This window comes from Vibrio sp. 1249-1 (genome assembly GCF_033340495.1).
In genome coordinates, this window is sequence record NZ_JAWOWJ010000584.1 from 1 (window position 1) to 684 (window position 684).

At 42.3% G+C, this 684-nt stretch carries 1 protein-coding gene; it reads right to left on the reverse strand.

What is annotated here, in order from left to right; translation table 11 throughout:
* The coding region (locus R7Z50_RS27760) for a Solitary outer membrane autotransporter beta-barrel domain (protein ID WP_318149790.1) at positions 1-684 on the reverse strand (684 nt) is incomplete at both ends.

Consider the following 684-nt stretch of genomic DNA (forward strand, 5'->3'; position numbering starts at 1 on the left):
ATTGAACTGTCGTACCAATATGAGCGACGTCGTAGAAGACTTTGACACCATTTACCCAATACCAACCTTCCGGCTTTCCTACATTCCCGTTATTTGCCTCTCCCCATCCGGTTCCATAGAAGTAATGTGGCGATGTCCAGAGATACCATTTGCCCCATGATTCTTGCTCAAGGTATTTTAACTTGGCGTTAAGCTGTCCGAGCAAAGCCCAAGCACTGGTATTTATCAATGCACCATCCAAAATAGGTTGGAGTGCCGAAATTGCATCACTTCGGTAGGTATAGTCCGTTTTATAATGTATGAGGTGAGCCCCTAGCGCACCACTTAAGCTAAAGTGTTCTGTGAGCTGCTTTTCCACTTCAAACTCGTTGTACCCACCGATAAACTGCTCTTTACTTCGATCTGGAATAGGTTCTTCATTGAAGTAAACATCTTGATCAATGCCCAACAGATAAAAGCGTCCATTAAAACGATACGTTAGTTTCTCAGTTTCGTTTTCGGCAAGGTCAAAGCTGTAAGGTAACGTGAATTCTTTGATCTCTTTGCGCAGATCCAAAGAGTCTGCCGTCCCAATATCTTCGTTACTTAAGTTGAAGTATTGGTTAGGGTCGAAATCATGAAACCCAAATGTAAATACATCGGTGTCAGTTAAAACCACACTCAATGCAAAGTTGTACTCAAATT